The sequence below is a fragment of the Roseovarius sp. MBR-154 genome, from assembly GCF_053628595.1.
In genome coordinates this window covers 61,087-81,469 of record NZ_JBRJGR010000014.1, presented here as the reverse complement: position 1 = coordinate 81,469, position 20,383 = coordinate 61,087, and the positions used below count along the sequence as shown (strand labels likewise).

Genomic DNA, 20,383 nt, shown 5'->3' with positions numbered 1-20,383 from the left:
GGGCTGTGCAGGGCCAGGATACGCGCACCGGAGGGCGGGGTAAATCATCCCATTGTCATTGTTTTTCGCGCGGCGCTTGAGTACTCCTGCGCCACGGTGGCGTGACGGGAGGGCGAGATGGCAGAGCAGGATCAGGACGCGGAGCACGAGCGCGACGAGGACGGCTATCCGCTGAACAGGCAGGCCGTGTCGCGCATCATGTATGCCGTCGATACCGATGACCGCGAGATGCTGTGGGCCGAGATGGAGCCGCTGCACCCCGCCGACATTGCCGACCTTCTGGAACAGAGCAACGCCTATGACCGGCGGCGGCTGATCACGCTCTACGGCGTGGAATTCGACGGCGACATCCTGTCGGAACTCGACGAATCGATTCGCGAGGAGGTGATCGGCCTCTTGCATCCCGAGGTGCTGGCCGAGGCGGTGCGCGAGCTTGATTCCGACGATGTGGTCGATCTGGTCGAGGATCTGGAGGATCGCCAGCAGGATGCGATTCTCGAATATCTCGAGGACAGCGACCGTCTGGCGGTGCAGCAATCGCTGACCTATCCGGAGTACTCCGCCGGCCGGTTGATGCAGCGCGAGGTGGTGATGGCGCCCGAGCATTGGAGCGTGGGCGACGTGATCGACTTCATGCGCAATGCCGAGGACCTGCCCGAGCAGTTCTATCACATCATCCTGGTCGATCCGCGCCTGCATCCGGTGGGCAACGTGACGCTGGGGCGGATCATGGCGGCACGGCGCGAGGTGGCGCTCAAGGATCTGGTCGAGGAGACCTTCCATGTCATCCCCGTCACCCAATACGAGGGCGACGTGGCCTATGCGTTCAACCAGTATCACCTGATTTCGGCGCCGGTCGTGGATGAAGAGGGGCGGCTGGTGGGCGTGATCACCATCGACGACGCGATGATCGTGCTGGATGAGGAGCATGAAGAGGACATCATGCGCCTTGCCGGTGTCGGCGAGGGGGGGCTGAATGACAGCGTGATCGCGACCTCGAAACAGCGGGTGCCGTGGCTGGCGGTAAACCTTGCGACGGCGATCCTCGCCTCGCTGGTGATCGCGCAGTTCGAGGCGGCGATCGCGCAGCTGGTGGCGCTGGCGGTGCTGATGCCGATCGTGGCCTCGATGGGGGGCAATGCCGCCACGCAGTCGCTGACCGTCGCGGTGCGGGCCCTGGCAACCAAGGATCTGACCGGCTCGAACGTGTGGCGGGTGTTGCGCCGCGAGGTTCTGGTGGGGCTGATCAACGGGGTGATCTTTGCCGTCACGATGGGCATCGTCGGGATGGTCTGGTTCGGCGGGCCCGAGCTTGGCTATGTGATCGCCGCCGCGATGGTGATCAATCTGGTCGTTGCGGGGCTAGCCGGGGCGGGCATTCCCGTGGTCATGGATCGGCTGGGGGTGGACCCGGCGCTGGGCTCGGGCACGTTCGTGACCACGGTGACCGATGTGGTCGGGTTCTTCGCCTTTCTTGGGCTGGCGGCGGTATTCCTGTTGTGACCGAATTGGCAGAGATCAAGCAGGCGGCGCGCAAGGCTGCCTTTGCCAGGCGGGCAGCGGCGCACCGCGCGGACAGCGGGGCCGGGGCGGGCCTTTTGTCCGGCGTGCTGGCGGGCTATCGCGGCGTGCGCCTTGCGGGTTACATGCCGATCCGGTCCGAGATCGACCCGCTGCCAGCCATGGCCGAGGCCGCAGCCCATGGCCCTGTTGCCGTGCCGGTGATCGCGGGCGCGGGGCTGCCGCTCGATTTCTCGCTGTGGGAGCCGGGTTGCGCGCTGCGCGAGGGGCCGTTCGGCGCGATGGTGCCCGAGGTCGACCGGTTCATCGAGCCGGAGATTCTGATCGTGCCGCTGGTGGCGTTTGATCGCGCGGGCGGGCGGCTGGGCTATGGCGGCGGGTTCTATGACCGCACGCTGGAACGGTTGCGCCGCCGTCGCGCGACGCTGGCGATCGGCTTTGCCTATGCCGCGCAGGAGGCCGATGGCCTGCCGCTGGAGCCGACCGATCAGCCGCTCGACCTGGTGGTGACGGAGGCCGAGGTGATCTCGTTCTAGCGCGGCCGGGATGTGGCGAGCGGTGGGCCATGCGCCGCCGCCGCGCAACGCGTCCCGGTTTCGCGCGGGCGCCTTGAACAACCGTTTCGGGCCTGTTCTGGATGTCAGCGCGCCCTCAGCGCCCTCAGCCAGAGCGCTGCGAGGCCGAGCGACACCACCATGTTCCAACTGGCCATCGAGAGCCCGAGCATCTCCCACGGCACCTCGTCGCAGCGCACCAGCGGCGCGGACATGATCTGGTTGAACAGCTCATCGGTGCTGAGCCCCGCCGCACCGGTCGAGGAGCATTCCGACGGCCCCTCCCACCAGCCGCGCTCGACGCCCGTGTGAAAGCCGCCGAGGACCGCTGTGGCGAGTGCTGCCAGCAGCCCGCCAAGCGCCATGAGGCGGGGCAGGGCGAACAAACCCGCAGCCCCGAGCGCGATGGCTATGACATGTGGCCAGCGTTGCCAGAGGCACAGTTTGCACGGGGCCATGCCGCCGATATGCTGAAAGGCCAGCGCCCCCAGCATCAGCGCGGCGGAGCCCGAGGCGGCAAGCAGGATCAATTGGCGTTGGCTGAGGCGCATCACAGGAACCTTGTCGCATAAAAGCCGCCGAACAGCAGCAGTACGAAGAGAATTGTCATCAGCCCGAGGCGGCGCTCGATGAAGTCGCGCATCGGGGTGCCGAATTTCCACAAGAGAGCGGCCACGAGGAAGAAGCGGATGCCACGGGCGAGGATCGAGGTGGCGATGAAGACGCCGAGCGGCATCGCCGTCCAGCCCGACATGATGGTGATCACCTTGTAGGGAAAGGGCGTCACTCCCGCCGTCAGCACCGCCCAGAAGCCGAAGTCGTTGAACCGGATGGCAAAGGCCGCCATCGACTCGCCCTTGCCGAGGGCGGTCAGGATCGGCTGGCCGATTTCCTGATACGCGAAGGCGCCGATGGCATAGCCCAGCATCCCGCCCAGCACCGACGAGGCGAGTGCAACACCTGCGATCAGCCAGGCGCGCGATGGTCGGGCCAGGATCATCGGGATCATCAGCACATCCGGCGGGATCGGGAAAACCGAACTTTCGATGAAGCTGACGCAGGCCAACACCCACAAGGCGTGGCGATGGTCGGCCATGCGCAGCGTCCAGTCGTAGAGCGGTCTGATCATGTTGGTTGTCCTGTCCGGGTCTGCGGGGAAACACCATGCGCGGCGGGCGCGGTCAAGCCCTCGGGCGCCGGGCCGGGAATTTGCGCGAGGGCACTGGACGAGGCGCGCGGGCTGGGCTAAGGACGGCTTCGGGCCCAAGTGGCGGAATGGTAGACGCAGGGGATTCAAAATCCCCCGCTGGCAACAGCGTGCGAGTTCGAGTCTCGCCTTGGGCACCACCCTCTCTTCATTGTGAACGTGTAGGCCGGATTGTGAACGCATAGGCCGGGCGAATCACTTGTGCCGTCGGGTTTGTTGCGCAATGCGAACCAATCGTGGTCAACTAGTCTTATTGATCGCATCCGGTGCATTATGCCCCTGCCACATTTCTGCCGAATTCGGGCCACGGCAATCTGCCGTTGATCCATGCCGACCGGGAAACAATCGCATCGGGCACAGGCGGGACATCCCTTTGCAATAAGGCGATTTCGCGTGATTCATGCCCCTCCAAGGTGAAATTCTGGAAACAATGGGTCACCTCAATTGTGTCCATCTCATGATTTTCACGGCTGTTTGGATCCGGCAACGACATGGTTTCGGCATGTTTTGGCCCAATTTCCCCTTGGGCGGGATGCCCGTCTGGCGTAGAAAAGAATAGCCCAACTGGGGGGTGAAGTTGCTAGGTCTGGGGGCGACCGCACGTAATCCGGCGCGTGATCCGTCACGCGTGACAGAGTGTGATCGTCTAGTGTGTTGATTGAGAAATCGACGTGCGGCTTTGGGTCGGGATCGTTTGATCCCGTCCGTCACGGACCTTGTGGTCACTCTTCTTGAAAACCGGTTGCGACGGTCGCCCCGCTTGATGGCAACATCCGCATGGGGACGATGATTTTAGCAGGTTGCGGCGGATGTCCGTCCTGGAGTGTAGTGGGAGAAGAACATGGCGACGAACAGGGTTGAAGGCGATAACGGCGACAATCGTATCGATGCGACATTTGCTGCCGACCCCGAGGGCGAGCGCATCGACGCGGGCGACGGTCCGGGCGGCACCGATAACGATGTCGTTGACGGGTTCGGCGGGGATGACACAATCCTGTCGGGTGCGGGCGATGATACGGTCTTTGCCGGTTCCGGCAGCGATTCGGTCGAGGGTGGCGCGGGCAATGATCTGCTCGTGGGCGACAGCGACGGCTCTGGTGGCGGTGGCGGACGTGAGGTCTTTCAGTGGGACCTGGCACCCGACCTGAACGATGCCAATCCGATCGAGTCGGGCGATCCGATCGTGTTTTTCACGCAGGATACCGGTTCGGTTGACGTGACCTTCTCGGTTCTCTCCTCCACCGGGGAGGTCGAGACGGAATTCGCCGACAACACACAGGACGTCTCCGGCGTGGTGACCGGCGGCGCGCCTGCCGATGCCAACAGTTCGCTTTCGGCGGCGTTCGCGAATGCCAACACCACCGATCTCAAGCTGCAATTCTCGGGAGATGTGACGGATGTTTCGTTCCAGATCAACGATCTGGACGGCACCGAGAATGTACAGATCTTCGCCTTCGATGCCGATGACAATCTGCTTCCGATGACGCTGACGGGCGGCGCCAACGTATCGGTGGTCAGTGGCGAAGAGGCCGAAGGCGGCGGGTCGGGCAATGATGACAGCCCCGACAACGCGCTGCAGGTCGGTATCGCGGGGCCGGTGTCACAACTCGTAATCCGCTACACCGATCCGGTGGGCGATTCCGACGGCATCAACGTTACCGATGTGTATTTCAACACCGAGGGCGGTGGCGTCGTCGATACCGGCGCGCCGGGAGACGACACGCTGATCGGTGAGGAGGGCGACGATACGCTGCTGGGCGAGGACGGCAATGACGTGCTCACCGGCGGGGCAGGGGCCGATTCCATTATCGGCGGCGCGGATGAGGACATCATCATCGGCGGAACTGCGGGCGATGTGGTCGATGGCGGCAGCACCGGCGTGGACAATGACACGCTCGACCTGAGCGGTTCGGGCCCGCTGCGCGTGGCCGAGGAAACCGACGATCCCGACGGCAACTCCACCTCGGGGCGGATCGAGTTCATCGCCACAGATGGCACGGTCTCGGGCGAGATGAGTTTTGCCGAGATCGAGAACCTGATCCTGCCCGAAAACGGCGCGCCCGTGACGCAGCCCGATACGGCCGTGACCGACGAGGACACCCCGGTCGATATTCCGGTATTGGCCAATGACAGCGACCCCGAGAACGACACGCTGACCATCGGCAGTTCGACCGCGACCAACGGCACGGTGACGATCAATGATGACAACACGCTGACCTATACGCCGAACCAGGATTTCAACGGCACCGACACCATCACCTATACCGCCGATGACGGCAACGGGAACACGACACCCGGCACGGTGACGGTGACGGTGAACCCGGTAAACGACGATCCGGTTGCCGGGCCTGACAGCGGCACCACCGATTTCGAGACGCCGGTGACGATTGACGTGCTCGCCAATGACAGCGACGTGGACGGCGATCCGCTCAGCGTCGCGAGCGCCACGGACGGGGCCAATGGCACCACGACGGTCAATGGCGATGGCACGGTGACCTATACGCCCGATGCCGGGTTCAGCGGTACCGATACGTTCGACTATACTGTCGAGGACGGCAATGGCGGCAGCGCCACGTCCACCGTCACGGTCACGGTCGGCGACGCGCCGCCGCCGACCCGCGACGGTATCATTGACGGCACGGTCGGGGCCGATCTGATCGACACGGCCTATGATGGCGATCCGGACGGCGATTTCGTTGATGCCGAGGACGCGCTCCTGCCTGGGGCCGCGCCCAATGACGACAGCATCCGTGCGGGTGACGGCGACGATACCGTCCTGGCAGGTCTGGGCGACGACGAGGTCGAGGGTGCTGGCGGCGACGACAGCATCATTGGCGATGTCGGCAGCGACACGATCTTTGGCGGGGCCGGGAATGACACGATCGACGCGGGCGCGCCTTTGTCGGCGAGGCCGCTGCCCGACCTCGGCTTTCCGCCCGACGTGCCGGCGGATCCCTTCCCGAATGACGACCGCGACTTCGTCGACGGTGGCGATGGCGATGACGTCATCTCGACCGGTGACGATGCCGACACGATTTTTGGCGGCGCGGGCAATGACCTGATCGACGCCGGGATTGACGCCGACAGCGTCGAGGGCGGCGACGGGAACGATACGATCATCGGCAGCGAGGGGTCGGATACGATCAATGCAGGCGATGGCGACGATATCGTCTATGGCGGGCTCGACCCGAGGTTCCCCGACTCTCTCAACATCCCCGATGCCACGGATCCTGTGCTCGACAATGGCGACGACCTGATCAATGGCGGGGCCGGAAACGACACGATCTTCGGTCAGGATGACAACGACACGATCATCGGCGGGGACGGCGACGATTTCATCGACGGCGGGATCGACAACGACTCGCTCGAAGGCAATTTCGGCAATGACACCATCCTCGGCGGCGACGGCGACGACACGATCCGGGGCCTGTTCGACAATGACAGCCTCGAGGGCGGCGCGGGCGAGGACGTGATCAACGGCGGCGACGGCGACGATGTCGTCTCCGGCGGCGACGGCGATGACGAGTTGCGCGGCAATAACGGCAATGACACGGTTTCCGGAGGCAGCGGGGCCGATTTCATGTCTGGCGGCAACGACCGGGATGTGTTCCTCGATGTCGGCGCGGGTGACACGATCGACGGCGAGACTGGCGACAGCACCGATGACGGCGTGGACGACGATGTCGACACGCTCGACCTGCGCGGTCTGGGCCGGTTCGAGATCGTTGGCGAAACGACCGATGCGGATGGCGACTCGACCTCTGGCACGGTGAATTTCCTTGGGTCCGATGACAGTGTCACCGGCTCGCTGGAATTCCGTGAAATCGAGAACCTGATCCCCTGCTTCACGCCCGGCACGCTGATCGCGACGCCGCGCGGGGAAAAGCTGGTTGAGGAGTTGCAGCCGGGCGACCGGGTGATCACCCGCGACAACGGGTTGCAGGAAATCCGCTGGGTCGGGCATCGTGCGCTCGACGCGCAAGACCTGCGGAATTCTCCGCATCTCAAGCCGGTCCTGATCCGCGCCGGTGCGCTTGGTCATGGCCTGCCGGAACGCGACATGCTGGTCAGCCCGCAGCACCGTCTGCTGCTCAATTCCGAGCGTGCCGCGCTCTATTTCGAGGAGCGCGAGGTTCTGGCGGCGGCCAAGCACCTGACCGGCATGGAAGGCGTCGATCAGGTCGAGGCGAGCGGCACGACCTATATTCACTTCATGTTCGACCAGCATGAGGTGGTCCTGTCGAACGGTGCCTGGACCGAAAGCTTCCAGCCCGGCGAGCAGGTACTGGATGGCATGGGTGTCGAGCAGCGGGACGAGATTTTCGAGCTTTTCCCGGAACTGCGTGATGCGCAGGGCCTGACGGCCTATCAGGCCGCGCGCCGGTCGCTCAAGAAGCACGAAGCGCGTTTGTTGGTCGAGTAACTAACCCCTTTGCAGCCGGTCGGCCTTCGGTGAGGGCCGACCAAAAAGGAATCGGTTGCGGGGGCTGTCCCGGTTTCGAGTGGAAACAATCCCGGCCATGTGCCGGGATTGTTTCTGTTTTGGAGACAGTGCTGTCTCAGCCTGTCTGTCGTGCGCGCCATGCGGCCCAGGCTTCGGGTGTGTCGAGATCGGTTGTGGCATGTGCTCCGGGCAGGGCCACCAGTGTCACCGGATGACGGCGCAGCAGATCCTGCGCGCCCCGGTCGCCGGTCAGATGGCGCATCCCGGCGAGCAGATGTGATGGGAATACAACCGGATGCCCGGCGACACCATCCTCGGACGTGGCGCGTGTAATTCCAATATTATCATGGGCCTCCAGAACGGTCTTGATGTCAGTTCTGGTGAGGTCCGGCAGGTCCGGCAGCAGCACCATAAGACCCGCATGACCGTCGCGCATCGCCCGGTCAGCGGCGGCCCGGAGTGAGGCCGAAAGGCCGGTGGCGGCGTCCTCGACGACGACCGTCGAGAGGGTCGGATCCGTGACACCGCGCAGCGCCTTGGCGCGCAGGGGGCGGTCGGGGGGCAGGGTGACGAGGACGGGGTGCCCGAGGCCGAGCGCCATCTCGACCCGGTCGCGCAGGAGGGGCGCACCGCGCACTTCTTCCAGCAACTTGTCGCGCCCGCGCATCCGCGACGAGGCACCGGCGGCGGGAATGAGGATGAGCACATCGGCCATGCCGTCAGCGGATCACGTTCATCCGCAGTTTCAGCCCGCGCCGTGCCTCTTGCGGCAGGTGGCGGTTGAGGTGGCGGTTGATCAGCCCGAAGATCCCGATGATCACCAGCGTGAGCAGGATGAAATAGCCCGCAAGGATCGGGTAGGGCACGAACGGGTTGAAGGTCTTGTCAGCGAAGTAATTGGCGTAATAGAGCGCGTCGCCGCGTTGTTGCCAGGCCGGAAAGCCCGAGAAGAACACCAGCGTGGTGGCGTGGAAGAGAAAGATCGCCTCGTTGGTATAGGCGGGCCAGGCCAGCCGCAGCATGGTGGGCCAGATGATCCGGCGAAACCGTGCCATGCCGGTGAAGCCATAGGCATCGGCGGCCTCGACATCGCCCTTGGGGATGGAGCGCAGCGCGCCGTAGAAGATTTCCCCCGAATAGGCGGCGGTGTTGAGAAACAGAACGATCAGTGCCCCGAGCCAGGCGGAGGTGAAGGCGTCGAACACGGGCGAGACGGATTTCAGCGAGAGGAACAGGAAATAGGCGAAAAAGAACTGGATGAAGAGCGGAGAGCCGCGAAAGACGAAGATGAACCATTCCGAGGGCTTGCGGATTGCCGGGTTCTGCGCGCCCTTGCCGAGGGCGACAAGTGTGGCGAGGAAAAACCCGGCCAGCAGGGCGAGCGTGCCGAAATAGACGTTCCAGATCAGGCCGGAGCCGATCAGGGTGAAATGCTCGCACAGCGTATAGCCCTCGCGCGGGAGCAGGCGTTCGCCGTAGCCGAGCGAGCGAAAGGCGTAGTCTTGAACGGTCTGCCAGCAACTCATGCCGCTTGCCTCATATGGAGAGTTGAGTATCTTGGATACATCCTAATCACGAGAATTATTGGAGTGGCGTTGTGGGTATTCTTTCTTGGTTGAGGCAAAGAACGCCAAGCGAAACCGCCATCGTTGAGATCACTTTTGCTCCGCCACCTGATTTCTTCGTGACTGTTGACCTGTCCGAAGATCAACGAAATGAAATCCACGAAGCTGGTTTTGAGCAAGTGGCTCAACCGGTGGAAAAAGCGATCCGGTTTGACCTTGAACCACTTTTTCTCGTCATCGATTACCGCGACGCTGCCGGGAATTGCAGTCGTCGGAGAGTTACGACGCGCTGGATCGAGAAACGCGGTAATGTGAGTTACGTAGGAGCTACTTGTCACGAGAGGCGCGCTCACAGGCTTTTCCGAATGGACCGCATTGAGGGCGTGATTGACGACGACGGCGTCGTTGAAGCGGCCATTCCGTTCTTCGCTGAGGTGATTGCGGGTGACACCGGATACGAGGTGGAGAACCCTGCCAACAATCCGAAAAAAGCAGTTTCTAGTACTTCTGCTTCTCCATACACGTTGCTTCGGCGTGAGTTGAAGCCGGCTATTGTGGTTCTCGCGGCGGCGGCAAGGGTCGACAACCTTTTGCATCCTGAAGAAACTGACAGGATCATGCTTTTCACCGAAACGGAAGCCGAGTGTTTGGCACAGGAAGGCATTATCACGGAACTCCCGGACCTTGATACCTTCGACAAGCTTGGCAGATTGGTTTGTCGAATGAGACCAACTCAAAACGAACTTGATGAAGCACTTACCGTAATCGTGCATTGGCCAGAAGCGAGGCTGCAAAGGCTTATTCAAAGCATTTCGGGAGTGATCCAGGCTGATCGTGTTATCGTGCCGAGTGAATTTGAATTTCTGCGCGAAATGACCGAGTGGGCGCAAGAGCAGGTTCAGTAGGTTTGCACACCAAACTGTGTCTTCGCGACAGGACGTCAGGCATGGTCTCTTGTGGTTGAGAGATCCCGGGTCAAGCCCGGGATGACGCGGGGAAAGGAGGCATATCATGCCGCTTTCCTCTGCGCTTCGCCGCCGGTGGTGGCCTGGCCGTGGGTGAGGCGCTGCATCAGGCGTTCGAGGTAGATCTCGGAGATGCGGGTGAGGCCGAGGTAGAAGACCATGAGGCCGAGGAAATACCACATCCGCCAGTCGCCATGCGGGTAATCGGTAAAGCGGGGGTTGGCGGTGCCGCCCAGCTCGCGCGCCCAGTAGACGATATCCTCGACACCCAGCAGAAAGAGCAGCGGCGTGGCCTTGGTCAGCACCATCCACAGGTTGCTGAGGCCGGGCAGCGCATAGACCCACATCTGCGGTACGAGGATGCGCCAGAAGGTCTGACGCCGCGAGAAGCCGTAGGCGGCGGCGGTCTCAAGCTGCGCATGCGGGACGGCGCGCATCGCGCCATAGAGGACGTTGGCGGCAAACGCCCCGAAGACGATGGCAAAGGTCAGCACGGCGAGGAAAAAGCCGTAGGTTTCATGCATCCATTGCGGATCATTGCCAAGCGGCAGCTTGGCCGCCTGACAGACCACGAAATCATTGCCCTGCCATATGGGTTGATCCCAGTCGGGGCATTTGACCTTGTGGCGGATCGCCTCGAAGAGCTGATCGAGAGCGATGACGAAGAACAGAAAGAAGGCGATATCGGGCACACCGCGCACGATGGCGATATAGCCCTTGCCGAACCAGCTGAGCGGCGCAAAGCGTGAGCGCGCGGCCATTGCTCCGCCGAAGCCGAAGGCGAGCGCGGTGGGGGCGGTGATCGCCAGCAAGAGCAGCACGGTGCCGGTGGCGACATAGAGATTGGCGTGCTTGCCCGTGGTGAGGTAGCACGACAGCCATTTCAGGCCCTCAAGGCTGGCAGGATCGGCGCAGAAGGAAAAAATGGCGGCCTCCCTCGGGTGGAGAGGCCCCCGCGCAGGGCGCGCGGGGGCGGGACTGGATCACTCGAAGGTCGAGGAGACTTCCCACTTCTTGATCATTTCGTTGAGCGAGCCGTCATCCTTCATCGACTGGATCGCGGCATCAAAGGTTTCGCGCAACTCGCCGTCGGATTCGCGCACGCCCATGCCGACGCCGCCGCCAAGCGGCACGTCTTCGCCGACGAACATCAGGTTGGGATCATCCGCCGCAATGGGCGCGAGGTAGGATTTGTCGGCCAAAACGGCATCGGCCTCGCCGTTCTTGACGGCGGCGACGGTTTCTTCGGGCGTGGCGAATTCCAGCAGGGTCGCGCCGGTTTCGGCGACATAGCCCGCCTGGATGGTGCCGGTCTGCGCGGCGATCACGCCGCCGGTCACGTCCACGCCCTCGGACATGCCGAGATAGGCCGACGGATCGGGGGGCGTGTAGTTCTGGGTGAAGTCGATGACCTGATCGCGCTCGTCCGTGATCGACATGCCGGCGATAATGGCGTCATAGTTGCCCGAGACGAGGTTGGGAATGATGCTGTCCCAGTCGTTCGTCACCCATTCGCAGTTGAGCTCGGCGCGCTTGCAGAGTTCGTCGCCAAGCTCGCGCTCGAAGCCGTCGACCTCGCCCGCGTCATTGATGAAGTTCCACGGGGGGTAGGCGCCTTCGGTGCCGAGGCGGACGACGTCCTGTGCCATGGCCATGCCCGCCATCATGGCGAAGGCGGCGGTGGAAAGCATGAGTTTCTTCATGAGTGGTTTTCTCCCTTTGGTTGGTTGCTCTCAGGCGGCCATGGTGGAGCTGAGAAAGCCCCGCAGCCGCTCGGATTTCGGTGCACGGAACAGCGCGTCGGGTGCGCCCTGTTCCTCGATCAGGCCCTGATGGAGAAAGACCACATGGTCGCTCACATCCCGGGCCATGCTCATGTCATGGGTGACGATCATCATCGTGCGGCCCTCGTTGGCCAGATCCTTGATCACGCGGATCACCTCTTGTTCAAGCTCGGGGTCGAGGGCCGAGGTGGGCTCGTCGAAGAGCAGCGCCTCGGGTTCCATGCAGAGCGCCCGCGCGATGGCGGCGCGCTGTTGCTGGCCGCCCGACAGTTGCGCCGGGTAGGCGTCGCATTTGTCGCCGATGCCGACCTTGTCGAGATAGCCGCGCGCGGCGTGTTCGGCCTCGGCGCGGTCGCGGCCCAGAACGGTGACGGGGGCCTCCATCACGTTTTGCAGGATGGTCATATGCGCCCAGAGATTGAACTGCTGGAACACCATCGAAAGGTTGGTGCGGATGCGCAGCACCTGTTGCGCATCCGCCGGGTGGCGGTTCAGCCCCTCGCCACGCCATTTGACCGGCTCGCCCTTGAACAGGATATCGCCCTGCTGGCTGTCCTCGAGCAGGTTGGCGCAGCGCAGGATGGTGGACTTGCCTGAACCGGACGAGCCGATGAGCGAGATCACATGCCCCTTGGGCGCGGTGATATCGACGCCCTTGATCACCTCGAGCGCGCCGTAGGCCTTGTGCATATTACGGATTTCGAGGACCGGAGTCGTGGTCAAGCGCGTCACCCTGTTGGCTGGTCGTTTATCGTTTTCATGACAATAGGGCTGAAAAAATGGTGCAATGCAACTTGCAATGCGGGCGAATGGCGGGGCTGGCGTCCGAATTGACGTATCGTCAGCTCAATTCGGAGGCGGTGGCGAGGGATTGGGCACGGCAAGATAATCCGTTGCGGGCAGACGGATCAGGCCGGTGATGCCGAGGGTTGTGCGGTCGCCTTGCGAGAGACCGGCGATGGCCGTTCGCAGAGCGTCAAAGAGCGGCACCGGATCATTGGCCCGTGCGGTGATATAGGGCAGGGCCGGGGTCGGGTCGGTGCGGGCGAGAACCCGCAAACCGTCGGTGAATCGATCATGAGTGTGCAGGATGTCCCAGGTCAGCGCGTCGATGGCGGCGATGTCGGCGCGGCCCTCGGCGACGGCCAGGGCCGAGGCGCGGTGCGCGCCGGTCTTGACCGGGTTCGAGAAGCTGAAGCCGCGCGCGGCGGCCCAGTTTTGCGGCGCGGCCCAGCCGGATTGCGAGAGCGCCTCGTTATAAGCGAAGGGAGCGCTGGCAAAGTCCTGCGGGGTCTCGCGCGGATCGTCGGCACGGATGACGATGGCGCTATGATAGTGCCCCGGCGGCGTGTCGGGCAGGGCGAGGACAGGCGTGCCGACAAGCTGCACATGCGGGTGCAGTCGGGCGCGGAACGGGTAGCCGCAGGTCTGTGCGATGAGCAGAACGGGACTTTGCCAGATGTCCCAGAGATCGCCGTCGCGGCTGAGGGTTTCGGGGCCGTATCCCAAACCGGCGCGCAGGCCCTGCCAGAGCCGGTCATTGGCTGCCGCCGTCTCGGGCCGGTCATACATCGGCAGGGCGGCGATCATTCGGTGGGCGTGACCCGTTGCCGGGCGAGCGCGCTGTCGCGGTCGGAAATACCCAGCAGGTTCGAAACCAGCCGCAGCAGCGAATCCTCGTGGCTCTCACGCTCGCCATCGGCAAGGGCCACCTGCCACAGCGCCTCGATCACCGCGACGCGGTCCTCGTAGGGGACGGCATCCTTGATCGCGCGGGTGAATCGGACGGTATCGGGGGCCTCCGATTCGAGGGTTTCGGCGTCCATGCGCAGCGTCTCGGCCTCAGCGTGCGACAGTGCATAGCGCGCCTCGATGATCCGGGTGATGCGGATGATCTCGGAGGCGGCATAGTCACCGTCGCTGCGGGCGACGCGGACAAGAAGGGCGGTGAGCGCCAGACGGGCATCGCCATCGTCGAGCGGGTCGGGTTCGGGCTGAAACAGCCGGTTGAGAAGATCTGCGAACATGGTCACAGGTATAGGGCGATCCGGCGCGCGGGCCAATGGCGAATCGCGCGGGCTATTGTGCCTCAGCCTGCGCGCGGGCGGTGTCGCTGTCGGCAGGGCTGAGGCCCATGGCCTCGCGTGCCGCATCGAGCACCTGAAGTTCGCGTGGCTCGCTCTCGCCATCGGCAAGCACCACCTCCCACAGCGTCTCGAGCGCGGCGACGCGGGCCTCGAGGCTGACGGTTTCGCGAATCAGATGGCCGAAGCGGTCGGTCTCGGGGGCGGCATGTTCGAGTCTCTCGCAGATGGCGCGCATCTTGGCCGCCTCGATCGGCCCCAGCCCGTAAAGCCGTGTCAGAAGACGGTCAATCCGCTTGATCTCGGTCAGGTCGTAATGGCGGTCGGATTTGGCGATCCGGACCATCAGCGCGCCAAGCGCCAGCTTTTCGTCCGGTTCGGGAAGGGGGGCGGGCTTGGGCGCCGAAAAGGCGTGCAGGATACGGGAAAGCATGAGACCAGCCTAATGCGGGCAACGCGTCTCCCCAAGCGAAATCTCGCCGATGTCACGGCATCCGCACGAAAATGTGCAGCGCCGCATCACTGCCACAATTGCTCCCAAGAATGCGCGCTTTGTCGCGTGATTTTGACGGCAGGGGTGTTTGAAATTCACGGAGACTGAAATGCGGCTACCGGACGATTGGGCGGAGATGTCGGCCGAGGCGCAGGTGGCGCATTTTCGAGGCCTTGGCCCGGATGATCTGTCGAAGGCGGTGGTCGCCTATGACTGGACGCTGCATCCCGAGCGGGTGCTGGGATGGGCGATGGCGCAGAAGGGGCTCGATCTGGGTAGCGCGGTCTGTGTGTTCTTCAACGGCGGGCCGGAGCGGTTCAACTACATGCCCAAACCGCACGTGCCCGATCAACTGCGACCGGTGACGCGGGTGCTGGACAATATATGCCTGCGGATCAACAGCGGCTTCTATCTGGTCGAGCCGGGCCGCAAGCCGAAATGTCACGCCACGGTGACCCGCTGGCTCGACTATCAGGCGGCGGATCGCAAGGAGTTGCGGCGGGGGCGCTGGATCCTTGACGAGGCGATTCTCGGCCCGATGCTCAATGACGAACTGTGCGCGCCGCCCGAGCAAAGCGCCTGGCGGAACGAACGCCCGAGCCTGTGGCGTGCCCTTCTGGCCCCGGTGATCGGGCTGGGCGTGGATCGCGATATCCTGAAATACAAGGAGCCGCGCGGCTGAGAAAAAAAGTCCACGTTCGCGTGCGACCCGATTATCTGTTCTTGCGCAGGGCCTGCTTATCCCGGCACATATGTTGCGTTGATACAAGAACAAGAACGGATATGAAGAATGGCATTGAAACGAAAGACGACACGCAAGCTCGCGCCTTTCGCAAAGCGCGAGCTGGATCACAAAAGCCCCGAACTCGGTCAACGCTATGGCGATTATTTTTTTGCGGCCAAGGCGGCAGGGTTGGCCGATATCGAGCAGGTCGTCGATTTCTACGACATTCCCTTTCGTCCCCCGGTGGCCGAAGCCCATGCGCGAGACAACCTGTCGGATACGGCAGCCGAGGCGCTGTTGCAGAAGGTAGGGCCGAATGGCTGGGGCTACCATATGCCGCTCTCGGCGCGATATGGCACCATGGGGGCGCTGGACGGCCTGTCGGGGGCCTACGCCCTTGCCCGAAAGCGTGCGGATTACCGGCTGAACCTGATTTTCACGGGGCTGGAACAGGTCCTGGAGGGCGGGGTTCAGGGGCGCAGCGTGCTTGACATCGCCTGCAACTGGGGTGGCTTCTCGGTCGAGGCCAAGCTGCGCGGCGCCGCTCAGGTACAGGGCTTTGACATACGCAACGGCAATATTGTCAAGGCCCGCATGCTGCGGGCGCATTACGGCGTGGAGATGGATTTATCGGTTGCCGATATCTATGATTTCACCCCATCCGAGCCGTTCGACGTGGTGTTGAATCTCGGGCTGATGTATCACATCACGCAGCCGGTAGAGATGATGAAAAAGACCTTTGCGTTGACGCGACACGTCGCCGTTCTCGATACGGTGACCCATCGCGAGCCGTTTTCGGGGTTCATTCTGGGGACCGGCGCGGCGGCCAGCGAACACGCCGCTACCGCAGTGGGAATGGAGCTCCACCCGACCTATCGGGCGCTGGTGGATCTGGCCTATCTCGTCGGTTTTCGCGACGTGGTCGAGGTTCATGGCATCCCGCAGGCGGGCTGGACCGGGTTCGAACAGGAACCCTATGGCAACAAGACCCGCCGCTGTATCCTCTGCATCAAGTGATCGCGTGCCCCATGATCGGGCATCGCGTCACACCAGACGCGATGTCTCGACCGCCGCGCGCACGAAATCGGCGAAGAGCGGGTGCGGCGCGAAGGGTTTGGATTTCAGTTCCGGGTGATATTGCACGCCGATGAACCACGGGTGATCCGACCATTCGACGATCTCGGGCAGGCGGCCATCGGGGGACATGCCCGAGAAGGTCAGGCCACAGTCTTCGAGTTTCTCGCGATACTTGGTGTCCACTTCGTAGCGGTGGCGGTGGCGTTCGTCGATGTGGGTCGTGCCATAGATCTGCGCCACGCGTGAGCCCGCCTTGAGCACCGCGTCATAGGCCCCGAGCCGCATGGTGCCGCCCTTGTCGTCGCTGACCTTGCGGCTCACCTTTTCGTTGCCCTGGACCCATTCCTTGAGGTGGTAGACCACCGGCTCGAAGCGTTTTTTTCCCGACTCAAGGTCGAATTCCTCGGAGCCCGCATGTTTGAGCCCGGCGACGTTGCGCGCCGCCTCGATCACCGCCATCTGCATGCCGAGGCAGATCCCGAGGTACGGGATCTTGCGGGTGCGGGCAAATTCGGCAGCCTTGATCTTGCCTTCGGTGCCGCGCTCTCCAAAGCCGCCCGGAACCAGAATGGCGTGGAAGCCTTCGAGATGCGGGGCAGGGTCTTCGCGCTCGAAAATCTCGGCATCGACCCATTCGACATTGACCTTGACCCGGTTGGCCATGCCGCCGTGAATGAGCGCCTCCTTGATGGATTTGTAGGCGTCCTCAAGTTGCACGTATTTGCCGACGATGGCGATATTGACCGCGCCGTCGGTGTTGTGGATTCGGTCGACCACATCCTGCCAGACCGTGAGGTCGGGGCGCGGCGCGGGACTGATCTGGAACGCGTCGAGCACCGCCTGGTCGAGCCCTTCGTGGTGATAGGCGAGCGGCGCCTCATAGATCGACTTGAGGTCATAGGCGGCGACGACATGTTCCTTGCGGACATTGCAGAAGAGCGCGATCTTTTCGCGTTCCTTGTCGGGGATCGGCTGTTCGGAGCGGCAGACAAGGATGTCGGGGGCGATGCCGATGCTTTGCAGCTCTTTTACCGAGTGCTGCGTCGGCTTGGTCTTGAGCTCGCCGGAGGCGGCGAGATAGGGCAGCAGGGTCAGGTGCATGAAGATGCATTGCCCGCGCGCCCGGTCATGGCTGAACTGGCGGATCGCCTCGAAGAACGGCAGGCCCTCGATATCGCCAACGGTGCCGCCGATCTCGCACAGCATGAAATCGACCTCGTCCTCGCCTACGGCGAGGAAGTCTTTGATTTCATTTGTGACATGGGGGACGACCTGAATGGTCTTGCCAAGGTAGTCGCCACGCCGCTCACGCTCCAGCACATTGGAATAGATGCGGCCCGAGGAGACGGAATCGGTGATCCGCGCAGGCACCCCGGTAAAGCGTTCATAATGGCCGAGATCGAGATCGGTTTCGGCCCCGTCATCGGTGACGAAGACCTCGCCATGCTCGAACGGCGACATCGTGCCGGGATCGACGTTGAGATAGGGGTCGAGCTTGCGCAGCCGGACCGAGAAGCCGCGCGCCTGCAAGAGCGCGCCGAGCGCGGCGGAGGCAAGGCCCTTGCCAAGCGATGAAACGACGCCGCCGGTGATGAAGATGTAACGTGCCATGCGCGCGCAAAGCCCCCCGTGATGCTGCGTTTGTGATGCTTGATCAAAAGCCCGGAATGGCCCTGAAAAGGCCATCCATCACGGGATTTAACCAATAGAGGATTCGAAAGGAATGCGCAAGCCGACCGCAAGATCATGTTGCGGTGGCCGCGCACTCCTCAATGGTTTGTGGTCAGTCGGCGGTGGGTGTCAGCGGTGCATTGTCGCCCGAGGGCGGCGGCAGGAGCGAGCCATCGCCCGGCAGGCCGGGCGCGCTTTGCTCGGTCGGGGCAGGCTGGTCGCCAAGACGGTCGAGCACCGAACTGCCCGCCGACTTCTGCGCCGCAATGATGGTGAGGGTGAGCGATGTCACGATGAAGGCAGCCGCGAGGATCCATGTGGCCTTGCCCAAGGCGGTTGCCGCGGCCCGGCCGGTCATGGCACCGCCACCGCCACCCATGCCAAGCCCGCCGCCCTCGGAGCGTTGCAGCAGCACCACGCCGATCAGCGCGAGCGCCAGAAGCAGGTGGATGGTCAGGACGACGTTTTCCATGGGTCACAGGGCCTATCACTTGATCGCGGTCTGGGCGGTATCTATGCAATTCCGGTGCTGCCCGCAACCCGGCAATATAGGGCGGCGGGGTTACGCCACGCCAAGCCCAGAAATAAGGGCCGAGAGCCGCAGCCCGATCCCGCCGGGATTGGTGGCGCGCGACCGGAAGAAACTGGCCTGGAGCTGCCGTTTAACCTTGGTGCCAATGCGCGGAATCAAGGTGCCGGAGGCACCGCCGCGCAGCGCCCGACCGCACCACCGGGCGGGCGCTTTTGCAACGTTTCAAGCCATTGAAAACGCGGGAGTGTTTGGCCGACATAAAGTGCGGTCCACCGAGGTTGCTGCGTCCACCCGGCGGTCGGGCACCGCGCGGCTCATCTCGTTCATACTAAAGGTCCACTTCAGGCCACTGATGTCGCTAGTCCCACCGGCAGCACCGCATGTGCCGGGTTCGGCGCGTTCCTAGCGCACCAGCGCGCGCATTCCCTGATCGAGCCCTTCAAGCGTCATCGGTACCATCCGGTCGTCGAAGATCTCGCGGATCATGCCGATGGACTGGGTGTAGTCCCATTCGCGACGCGGCACCGGGTTGATCCAGAGGTGATCGGGCCATTGCGCACGCGCCCGTTCCAGCCAGACCTGACCGGCCTCGGCGTTCCAATGCTCGTTGGCCCCGCCCGGATAGGCGATCTCGTAAGGGCTCATGCTGGCATCGCCCACGAAGATGCATTTGTAATCCGCACCGTAGGTATTGAGCACCTCCCATGTCGGCGTCTGCGCATCCCAGCGCCGGACATTGTCGCGCCAGACCCCTTCATAGAGGCAGTTGTGGAAATAGTAGTATTCGAGATGCTTGAACGCGGCGCGTGCCGCCGAAAAGAGTTCTTCCACCACCTTGATATGCGGGTCCATCGAGCCGCCGACGTCGAGAAACAGCAGCACCTTGACGGCGTTGCGCCGCTCGGGCCGGGTTTTCACGTCGAGATAACCATGCTCCGCCGTGGCGCGGATGGTGCCGTCGAGGTCAAGCTCCTCCCGCGCGCCGTCGCGAGCCCATTGCCGCAGGCGTCTCAGCGCCACCTTGATGTTGCGCGTGCCTAGCTCGACGCTGTCATCGAGATTGCGGAACTCGCGCTTGTCCCAGACCTTGACGGCGCGGCGGTGGCGGCTCTCATCCTGACCGATGCGCACGCCTTCGGGGTTGTAGCCATAGGCCCCGAAGGGCGAGGTGCCCGCAGTGCCGATCCATTTCGAGCCGCCCTGATGGCGGCCTTCCTGTTCGCGCAGCCGCTCCTTGAGCGTCTCCATCAGTTTGTCAAACCCGCCAAGCGCCTCGATCTCGGCCTTTTCCTCGGCGCTCAGGTGCTTTTCGGCCATCTTCTCCAGCCAGTCGGCGGGCAGGTCCACCGCGTCGAGCACATCCTGCATGGTGATGCTGTCCAGCCCCGAGAAACTGGCGGAAAAGGCCCGGTCGAAACGGTCGATCAGGCGCTCGTCCTTCACCATCGCGCTGCGCGCGAGGTAATAGAACCCCTCGACATCGTAGATCACCAGATTGGCGCGCATCGCCTCCAGAAAGGTAAGATATTCGCGTATGGAAACCGGCAGGCCCGCCTTGCGCAAGTTTTCGAAGAACGGCAGGAACATCGCGCTCAGATGGTGCTGCGGTGGATGATCAGCGTCGCGAAGAGACCGGCCAGCCCGAAGATCAGCCCATAGACGAAGGCATAAAGCAGGATGTCGGCCAGCTTGCCCTTGCGTCGATAGGCGACGGTCGCGCCGCCGATGGTCCCCATGACTGCTCCGATGATGACGATCATGT

The 20,383-nt window shown here is 63.2% G+C and carries 21 protein-coding genes and 1 tRNA gene; 7 read left to right on the top strand and 15 right to left on the bottom strand.

Translation table 11 applies throughout. The annotated features are described in order from the left end of the window. Window positions 1-117 precede the first annotated feature (117 nt). Together mgtE and ACSSV4_RS15980 are read left to right on the top strand one after the other, a co-directional pair. Window positions 118-1,503, top strand: coding sequence for a magnesium transporter (gene mgtE / locus ACSSV4_RS15985; protein WP_454276089.1), 1,386 nt, complete (start codon window positions 118-120; stop codon window positions 1,501-1,503). Next, window positions 1,500-2,057 (top strand): 5-formyltetrahydrofolate cyclo-ligase, encoded by a 558-nt coding sequence (locus tag ACSSV4_RS15980; RefSeq protein WP_454276088.1) that lies wholly within the window; start codon window positions 1,500-1,502, stop codon window positions 2,055-2,057. Before mgtE ends, ACSSV4_RS15980 begins: the two co-directional genes overlap by 4 nt. Window positions 2,058-2,161: 104 nt before the next feature. Here ACSSV4_RS15980 and ACSSV4_RS15975 read toward each other — a convergent pair whose 3' ends face one another. Continuing rightward, window positions 2,162-2,626 carry a disulfide bond formation protein B gene (locus ACSSV4_RS15975; RefSeq protein ID WP_454276087.1) on the bottom strand — a complete coding sequence of 155 codons (465 nt, stop codon included), beginning with the start codon at window positions 2,624-2,626 and terminating at the stop codon, window positions 2,162-2,164. Beyond that, window positions 2,626-3,204: a YqaA family protein gene (locus ACSSV4_RS15970; RefSeq protein ID WP_454276086.1), complete on the bottom strand. Its 579-nt coding sequence runs from the start codon at window positions 3,202-3,204 to the stop codon at window positions 2,626-2,628. The genes ACSSV4_RS15975 and ACSSV4_RS15970 overlap by 1 nt, the downstream gene beginning before the upstream one ends. 132 nt (window positions 3,205-3,336) lie before the next feature. Here ACSSV4_RS15970 and ACSSV4_RS15965 point away from each other — a divergent pair. Continuing rightward, window positions 3,337-3,422, top strand: a tRNA-Leu gene (locus tag ACSSV4_RS15965). Between the two features lie 131 nt (window positions 3,423-3,553). Here the strand turns inward: ACSSV4_RS15965 and ACSSV4_RS15960 are convergent. Continuing rightward, the gene (locus ACSSV4_RS15960; RefSeq protein WP_454276085.1) at window positions 3,554-3,775 is read right to left on the bottom strand and encodes a hypothetical protein; all 222 of its coding nucleotides are present in this window, start codon (window positions 3,773-3,775) and stop codon (window positions 3,554-3,556) included. Between the two features lie 348 nt (window positions 3,776-4,123). On the opposite strand from ACSSV4_RS15960, the gene ACSSV4_RS15955 reads away from it, so the two are divergent. Beyond that, complete coding sequence (locus ACSSV4_RS15955) at window positions 4,124-7,705, top strand: Hint domain-containing protein (RefSeq protein WP_454276084.1); 3,582 nt, start codon at window positions 4,124-4,126, stop codon at window positions 7,703-7,705. A 136-nt stretch (window positions 7,706-7,841) separates the two neighbouring features. On the opposite strand, the gene ACSSV4_RS15950 is transcribed toward ACSSV4_RS15955, so the two are convergent. After that, on the bottom strand, window positions 7,842-8,441 hold the full coding sequence (locus tag ACSSV4_RS15950; protein ID WP_454276083.1) for a nucleotidyltransferase family protein: 600 nt from the start codon (window positions 8,439-8,441) through the stop codon (window positions 7,842-7,844). A gap of 4 nt (window positions 8,442-8,445) precedes the next feature. Continuing rightward, entirely contained in the window at window positions 8,446-9,252 is an 807-nt protein-coding gene (locus tag ACSSV4_RS15945) for an ABC transporter permease (protein WP_350136317.1), read from the bottom strand. Window positions 9,253-9,323: 71 nt separating this feature from the next. On the opposite strand from ACSSV4_RS15945, the gene ACSSV4_RS15940 reads away from it, so the two are divergent. Continuing rightward, on the top strand, window positions 9,324-10,196 hold the full coding sequence (locus ACSSV4_RS15940) for a WYL domain-containing protein (RefSeq protein ID WP_454276082.1): 873 nt from the start codon (window positions 9,324-9,326) through the stop codon (window positions 10,194-10,196). Window positions 10,197-10,300: 104 nt separating this feature from the next. Here the strand turns inward: ACSSV4_RS15940 and ACSSV4_RS15935 are convergent, their stop codons facing one another. The 6 genes from ACSSV4_RS15935 to ACSSV4_RS15910 form a co-directional block, all read right to left on the bottom strand. Further along, window positions 10,301-11,182 (bottom strand): ABC transporter permease, encoded by an 882-nt coding sequence (locus tag ACSSV4_RS15935; RefSeq protein ID WP_454276115.1) that lies wholly within the window; start codon window positions 11,180-11,182, stop codon window positions 10,301-10,303. Between the two features lie 57 nt (window positions 11,183-11,239). Then, the gene (locus tag ACSSV4_RS15930) at window positions 11,240-11,959 is read right to left on the bottom strand and encodes a transporter substrate-binding domain-containing protein (RefSeq protein ID WP_454276081.1); all 720 of its coding nucleotides are present in this window, start codon (window positions 11,957-11,959) and stop codon (window positions 11,240-11,242) included. Between the two features lie 30 nt (window positions 11,960-11,989). After that, window positions 11,990-12,730, bottom strand: coding sequence for an ABC transporter ATP-binding protein (locus ACSSV4_RS15925; RefSeq protein ID WP_454276080.1), 741 nt, complete (start codon window positions 12,728-12,730; stop codon window positions 11,990-11,992). A gap of 156 nt (window positions 12,731-12,886) precedes the next feature. Beyond that, the gene (locus ACSSV4_RS15920; RefSeq protein WP_454276079.1) at window positions 12,887-13,630 is read right to left on the bottom strand and encodes a phosphate/phosphite/phosphonate ABC transporter substrate-binding protein; all 744 of its coding nucleotides are present in this window, start codon (window positions 13,628-13,630) and stop codon (window positions 12,887-12,889) included. Continuing rightward, window positions 13,627-14,067, bottom strand: coding sequence for a tellurite resistance TerB family protein (locus ACSSV4_RS15915; protein ID WP_454276078.1), 441 nt, complete (start codon window positions 14,065-14,067; stop codon window positions 13,627-13,629). Before ACSSV4_RS15915 ends, ACSSV4_RS15920 begins: the two co-directional genes overlap by 4 nt. A gap of 52 nt (window positions 14,068-14,119) precedes the next feature. After that, a complete protein-coding gene (locus ACSSV4_RS15910) occupies window positions 14,120-14,557 on the bottom strand; it encodes a tellurite resistance TerB family protein (RefSeq protein WP_454276077.1) in 438 nt (145 codons plus the stop codon). A gap of 169 nt (window positions 14,558-14,726) precedes the next feature. On the opposite strand from ACSSV4_RS15910, the gene ACSSV4_RS15905 reads away from it, so the two are divergent. Beyond that, a complete protein-coding gene (locus tag ACSSV4_RS15905) occupies window positions 14,727-15,299 on the top strand; it encodes a hypothetical protein (protein ID WP_454276076.1) in 573 nt (190 codons plus the stop codon). Between the two features lie 108 nt (window positions 15,300-15,407). Further along, window positions 15,408-16,358: a class I SAM-dependent methyltransferase gene (locus tag ACSSV4_RS15900; RefSeq protein WP_454276075.1), complete on the top strand. Its 951-nt coding sequence runs from the start codon at window positions 15,408-15,410 to the stop codon at window positions 16,356-16,358. A 27-nt stretch (window positions 16,359-16,385) separates the two neighbouring features. Here ACSSV4_RS15900 and ACSSV4_RS15895 read toward each other — a convergent pair whose 3' ends face one another. From ACSSV4_RS15895 to ACSSV4_RS15880, 4 genes are all read right to left on the bottom strand, one after another. Beyond that, complete coding sequence (locus tag ACSSV4_RS15895; protein ID WP_454276074.1) at window positions 16,386-18,029, bottom strand: CTP synthase; 1,644 nt, start codon at window positions 18,027-18,029, stop codon at window positions 16,386-16,388. 172 nt (window positions 18,030-18,201) lie between these two features. Next, the gene (gene secG / locus ACSSV4_RS15890) at window positions 18,202-18,561 is read right to left on the bottom strand and encodes a preprotein translocase subunit SecG (protein ID WP_454276073.1); all 360 of its coding nucleotides are present in this window, start codon (window positions 18,559-18,561) and stop codon (window positions 18,202-18,204) included. Window positions 18,562-19,023: 462 nt separating this feature from the next. Beyond that, window positions 19,024-20,208: a vWA domain-containing protein gene (locus tag ACSSV4_RS15885; protein ID WP_454276072.1), complete on the bottom strand. Its 1,185-nt coding sequence runs from the start codon at window positions 20,206-20,208 to the stop codon at window positions 19,024-19,026. A 5-nt stretch (window positions 20,209-20,213) separates the two neighbouring features. Next, complete coding sequence (locus ACSSV4_RS15880) at window positions 20,214-20,381, bottom strand: hypothetical protein (RefSeq protein ID WP_454276071.1); 168 nt, start codon at window positions 20,379-20,381, stop codon at window positions 20,214-20,216. Between the last annotated feature and the right edge of the window lie 2 nt (window positions 20,382-20,383).